The sequence below is a fragment of the Kitasatospora sp. NPDC059722 genome, from assembly GCF_042733235.1.
Lineage (GTDB): Bacteria > Actinomycetota > Actinomycetes > Streptomycetales > Streptomycetaceae > Kitasatospora.
The window spans coordinates 1-5,628 of the sequence record NZ_JBHWGD010000094.1; the positions used below are offsets into that span (position 1 = coordinate 1).

At 72.1% G+C, this 5,628-nt stretch carries 6 protein-coding genes; all 6 read right to left on the minus strand.

Annotated elements, in window-relative coordinates; translation table 11 throughout:
- Positions 1 to 189: 189 nt before the first annotated feature.
- Positions 190 to 567 carry a holo-ACP synthase gene (locus ACFV4F_RS36035; protein ID WP_380509102.1) on the minus strand — a complete coding sequence of 126 codons (378 nt, stop codon included), beginning with the start codon at positions 565 to 567 and terminating at the stop codon, positions 190 to 192.
- A 44-nt stretch (positions 568 to 611) separates the two neighbouring features.
- Entirely contained in the window at positions 612 to 1,436 is an 825-nt protein-coding gene (locus tag ACFV4F_RS36040; protein WP_380509105.1) for a class I SAM-dependent methyltransferase, read from the minus strand.
- A 19-nt stretch (positions 1,437 to 1,455) separates the two neighbouring features.
- Complete coding sequence (locus ACFV4F_RS36045; protein ID WP_380499147.1) at positions 1,456 to 1,689, minus strand: acyl carrier protein; 234 nt, start codon at positions 1,687 to 1,689, stop codon at positions 1,456 to 1,458.
- Positions 1,686 to 2,525, minus strand: coding sequence for a hypothetical protein (locus ACFV4F_RS36050; RefSeq protein ID WP_380445493.1), 840 nt, complete (start codon positions 2,523 to 2,525; stop codon positions 1,686 to 1,688). Before ACFV4F_RS36050 ends, ACFV4F_RS36045 begins: the two co-directional genes overlap by 4 nt.
- A complete protein-coding gene (locus ACFV4F_RS36055; protein ID WP_380445492.1) occupies positions 2,522 to 3,394 on the minus strand; it encodes a diiron oxygenase in 873 nt (290 codons plus the stop codon). Before ACFV4F_RS36055 ends, ACFV4F_RS36050 begins: the two co-directional genes overlap by 4 nt.
- 136 nt (positions 3,395 to 3,530) lie before the next feature.
- Entirely contained in the window at positions 3,531 to 5,495 is a 1,965-nt protein-coding gene (gene ngcE, locus ACFV4F_RS36060) for an N-acetylglucosamine/diacetylchitobiose ABC transporter substrate-binding protein (RefSeq protein ID WP_380509108.1), read from the minus strand.
- Between the last annotated feature and the right edge of the window lie 133 nt (positions 5,496 to 5,628).

A 5,628-nucleotide genomic window follows, 5' to 3' on the forward strand; every position in this document is an offset into this window, starting at 1 on the left:
CTCCCCCGCCGCCGCGGGCGCGCCCAGCCCGCTCGCCCCCTCCCCGCCCCCGGCCGCGGTCAGCCCGGGCCCGCCGGCGAGCTCCCGTCGCCGCCCGGAGGGTGGGCCGGGCGGCGGTGCGGGAGGTGCCCGCCGGCGGTGGGGAAGTACCGTCCGGTGGGCGGGAGTTCGACGGCGGGCCCGGGGTGTTCAGGCCCCCGGGTGGGCGAGGGCCGCGGCGAGGACGAGGTCGCGCTTGTGCGTGATCGACACCTGGACACCGGCCACGCCGAGGCCGGCCGCCCAGGTGGCGGCGGCGCCGGACAGCCGGACCACCGGGGCGCCGCCGTCCGAGCGCAGGACGGCGACGTCTCGCGGCCGGATGCCGCCCGTGAAGCCGGTGCCGAGGGCCTTCAGCACCGCCTCCTTGGCGGCGAACCGCCCGGCCAGGAACTCCCGGGCCCGCTCGGGGCCGAACGCCTCGGCGGTGGCCAGCTCGGCCGCGTCGTAGACGAAGGCCCGGAACCAGGGCCGGCGGAGCAGCCGGTCCAGTTCGCCGATGTGCAGCAGATCGACCCCGATCCACACGGCCGGCTACTCCGGGTCCGCGCCGGTGGTGGCCCGGCGGCCCGTCACGAGGCGGCGATCTCGGCGCGGATGAGCCAGAGCCGGTTGGCGCCGCGGCGGTTGCGCGGCTGGACGTCGTAGGGCCAGCGGCCCTGGCCGGCGCCGGGCTGGCCGGGCTCGCTGACGTCGACGGCCTTCCAGCCGTTGGCGGTCAGGAACTCCTCGGGCTCGTCGGTCCCGAAGATCCACGGGGTGCCGTCGGCGGCGAGCGTGTCCAGGAAGGGCTTGGAGAAGGGACTGCGCAGCAGGGCCCGGCCGAGGATGTCGAACGCGAGGCGGCTGCCGGGGGCGGAGGCCGAGGCGAGGAGCCGCAGGAAGCCCGCGGCCTGCTCGTCGGTGAGGAAGAAGGTGAGGGCCTCGGCGATCCACAGGGTGGGGCGGGTGCGGTCGAAGCCGGCGGCTTCGAGGGTGGGCAGCCAGTCCTGGGTGAGGTCGGCGGAGACCTCGCGGCGGTCGGTGCGGGGTTCGGCGCCGAGGGCGTCGAGGCGGCGGCGCTTCTCGGTGATGAGGGGGCCGTGGTCGACCTCGTAGAGCTCGGTGCCGTCGGGCCAGTCGAGGCGGTAGGCGCGGGTGTCCATGCCGGCGGCGATGAGGACGACCTGCTGGATGCCGCCCTCGGCGAGGATGTCGCGGATGGCGTCGTCCAGGTACCTGGTGCGGATCGAGATGAACGGCAGCAGGCCGCCTCCGGCGTAGCGCTCGATCAGTTCGAAGCCCTTGGGGGCGGCGAGGTCGCGGGCGAGGGGGTCGGTGAAGAGGGCGTCGTCGCGTTCGGACTCCTGGGCGCGGGCGGCGGCCATCCACTGGGCGGTGTAGGAAACGGCGTGCATGGGTGGTCCCTCCTCGGGCTCAGGCGAAGAACGCCTTCTGGATGGTGGCGAGGGACTGGAAGTCCTCGATGTCGATGGTGTCGAAGTCGATCTCGATGCCGGCCGCGTCCTCGATGGTGTAGACGAGCTCGACGAAGGCGAGCGAGTCGACCAGGCGGCTCTCGATGATGTTGACGTCGGGGGCGAGTTCGGTGCGGCCGGGGTGGCGGCCGAGGATCCAGTCGCGGACCTTGTCGATGCCGGTGGCGCTCATGCCGGTTCCTTTCGAGCGGTGCGGACGGTTTCGGCGGCCTGGTCGAGGTCGCCGTGGAAGTGGTCGGTGAGGACCGCGATCCAGCGTTCGAGGCCGAAGGCGGTGCAGGAGGTGTAGGCGTGTTCGCCGGTGGTGAGGGTGATGTCGCAGCGTTCGCCGAAGAAGTTGCGGTGGGTGTTGACGGAGGCGATGGCGAGGTCGCCGTACTGGAATTCGTGTTTGACGGGGTTGAGCTTCTGGAGGAGGGCGCGGGCGCCGTCGTTCTGGAAGAAGGGGTCGCTCGCGGGGGCCTTGCCGAGGTCGAGGCCGAGGGCGGCGGCGAAGGCGAGGATGCGGTCGGTGAAGTGGTGCAGGACCTGCTGGGTGTGCTCGTGGGTGCCGATGGCGACGATCTCGCGCATCTGGAAGGAGGCGAGGCGGCGCAGGCCGTCGTAGTGGTCCTCGCTGCGGAAGCAGCGGTTGACGAGGGTGACGAGGGTGTCGTCGGGGACGGTGGTGCCCTCGTAGTAGAGGTAGGCGCCGTAGCAGGTGGCGTGGGGCAGGCCGTAGCGGGCGTCGGCGAGGGCGTCGGGGGTGAAGCGTCCGCCGGCGGGTTTGCGGGGTTCGCCGGTGAGGTCGAGGGGGGCGGCGGTCCAGGCGAGGTGGGGGAAGTTGGTGTAGACGTCGAATTTCTCGAGGTCGGTGACCGGGTAGAGCGGGGGCGGGGTGATGGGTTGGGCGCCGGCGGCCCGGGCCCAGGTGGTGAAGGTCTGGTCGAGTTCCTGGAGCAGGCGGGTGGCGGGCGGTCCGAGGATGGCGAGGGCGGGTTGCCCGTCGTGGCCGGTGAGGCGGTTCATCGGATGAGTCCCGTCTTTTCCAGGTACTTGGCAGTCTTGCGGAAGGTGCGTCGTTCGGCTTCGGCGCGGGCGGGGGATTCCAGGAGCTGTCGGCGGACCTCGTGGGGCTTGTCGAGGCCGGCGTCGCGGTAGACCTGGGGGTGGTAGAGGGATTCGAAGCTGTGGGTGAGGTAGCGGCGCAGGTAGGTGGAGATGTCGTCGAGCTGCTGTTCGGTGGCGTCCTGCTTGAGGTCCTGGTAGAGGAGGTCGACGAGTTCGCGGCCGAAGGCGATGTGGCGGGATTCGTCCTGGTGGTGGATGCGGTTGATGGCGCGGATGGTGTCGTGGAGGCGCTCGTCGGTGGCCATGGTGGCGTTGTAGTGGTCGACGAGTTCTTCGAAGATGAGGATGCGGGTGAAGACGAGGAGGCTTTCGGTCTTCGTGCCGTGGGTGGGGGTTTCGGTGCCGGCGGCGGGCTGGCGGTAGATCTTCTTGCCGTAGCGCAGGCAGAACTCGGCGAAGAACCACATGTGTTCGTTCTCTTCGCCGATGAAGTGGTGGAAGAACTCGGAGGGCGTCTCGAATCCGGCGGTGTGGATGCGGTTGACGACCTCGGTGAGGAGTTCGCGGATGCCGTGGACGTTGAGGCTGTAGAAGTTGATGCTCTCGTGCTTGGAGAGGGTGTGGAGCTGTTCGGGGGTGAGCCGTTCGGCGAGCTCGGTGCCGTGGGTGGTGGTGAGTTCGGGGCTCATCCACCAGGTGTTCTCGGGGAGTCGGTCCGGCCATTCGAAGAGCCGGTAGGGGTTGTAGTAGTCGTCGATCGACTTGACGGTGAGGCGGTCCATGATTTCCTGGAACCGGCCGTTCCGCTCGATCACATCGCTGACCATGGGCGATGTCTCCGTTCGCCTCGGGGGCTTTGTGGTGTGCCTCCAGGCTATGGATTGGTGCAGACCTTCCTCAACGCCCGGAACCGGCTGCCGAATTAGGTCAGCGACCGGATCCCCGAGAGGGGGAGCGGACGGCTCAGGGGTGCCGGTACTTCGTGACGGAACCGTCCTGGGCGGTCCGGTCCGCCGCCTGCTGGATCAGCCGGACGGCCTCGGCGGGCTTCAGCCGGCCGGTCGTCAGTTCGCCGATGTAGCCGGCGATCACCTCGCGGTTGAGGTCCTGGTACCAGTCCGTGCGGGGCGCGACGATGTGCTCGCCGGCGGCCTTGAGCAGGTCGCGGGCCGAGGCGAGGCCGGGCGGCAGTTCGAGGTCGTCCGCGGCCTCGCCGACCACCGTCAGCGAGGACACCCGGCGGGTGAACTCCCGTGCCGACGTGCGGCCGAGCAGGACGCGCAGCAGCTCCTGGCCGCCCTGCGGGTTGCGGGCGGCCCGCGGGACGACGAACGCGCTGCCGGCCGCCGCCCAGATGGTCCCGAACGGCATCCGGTCGGTGTCGCCGAGCCCGGGGGGCGGGGCCACGGCCATGTCGAAGCCGGGCGGCGTGGTGTCCTTGGCCTCGTTCTCCACCCAGGAGCCGTTCGGGATGAACAGCGCCTTCCCGGCCGTCCACGCGGTCTGCGCCTGGAGGTGGTCGAGGTCCGCGGTGCCCGCCAGCAGGTGTCCGCGGACGGCGAGTTCGTGGTACGCCTCGAAGGCCTGCCGGACGGCGTCGTGGTGCCAGGCGTTCGGCTCCAGGTTGTCGATGGCCCGCAGCACCTCGGGGCCGCCGATCTTGGCGATGAACGGGTACAGCGTCCACTGCAGGTAGAACGGGTACTTGCCGGGGAACGTCCAGCCCGCGATGCCCTCGCGCTTGGCCTCCTCGCACAGCGCGAGCATCTCGTCCCAGGTCCGCGGGTACTCCCAACCGTGCTTCGCCAGCGTCGACTCGGAGTACCAGAGGCCGAACACCGTGTACGCGTGGTTGAGCGCCCAGACCTCCTCCCCGCCGAACCGGCCCTTGGCGATCGCCGCCGGGATCAGCGTGTCGGCGACGGTCCGGCCGGGATCGTCGTAGGCCGGTGCGGCCAGCAGCGGCCGCAGGTCGGTCAGCCGGCCCGCGGCGGCCAGTTCGGCGGTGGCCACCGAGGCCGGGCCGGTGTTGTCCACGAGGTCCGGCGGGCTCCCGTCGGCGAGGCGCGGCTCCAGCAGCGGCCGGATCTCGGCGGCGGCGGTGTGCGCGACCTCCGCGTGCGGGAACGCCGTGCGGTAGCGCTCCTCGGCGTCCCGGACGTAGCCGTCGCCGAAGCCGCCGTCGAAGACCAGCACGTCCAGCGGCGCCGCCGGGTCCACGCCGAGCGGGTTCGAGCCGAGCGGGTCCGCGCGTCCGGTCCGGTCCCCGGAGGCCGACCGGGACTGCGCGAGCAGCCAGGCGTAGACCTCGGGGTCGTCGTACGTCCTGGTCCACGAGTCGTGCCCGGTGTCCGGGTACCGGGTGAAGCGGACGGGATTGCCCGCCTCCCGCAGCGCGGCCACGATCTTCTCGGTGTGCGAGACCGGGATGTTGCGGTCCTCGGCGCCGTGGAAGGTCCACACCGGCAGGTGGGCGATCCGCGGCGCGGCCTCCGGCAGCCAGGAGCCGCAGATCGGCACCGCGGCCGCGAACCGGCCCGGGTAGCGGGCGGTGAGCGCCCACGTCCCGGTGCCGCCCATGCTGAGCCCGGTGACGTACAGCCGGTCCGGATCCACGCGGTGGGCGTCGGCCACCTCCCGGACCAGGGCGGCCAGCGCGCTCAGTTCGGCCGCCCAGGTGCTGTACGAGGGACACTGCGGCGCGACGACGACGAACGGCAGGTCCGCGCCGGCCTCGATCCGCTTGAGCGGGCCGTGCGCGGCGATGCCGGCCAGGTCCTCGCCGCGCTCCGAGGCGCCGTGCAGGAACAGCAGCAGCGGCCAGGGCTCGGCCGTGTCGGCGTAGCCGTCCGGCAGCGACAGGACGTACGGCAGGTCGTTGCCGCCGTCGTCGCTCGCGAACAGGTGGTGCTGAAGGGCGGTGGACATCGGTTTCCTTTCATCGGAGGGTCGTCCGGTTGTCGCGGGGCCGGGGGCCCGGGGGGGGGGGGGGGGGGGGGCGGCGGGGCGGGGCCCGCCCCGCCCGCGCCCGCGGGGGGGGGGCGCGCGCGCGGGCGCGCGC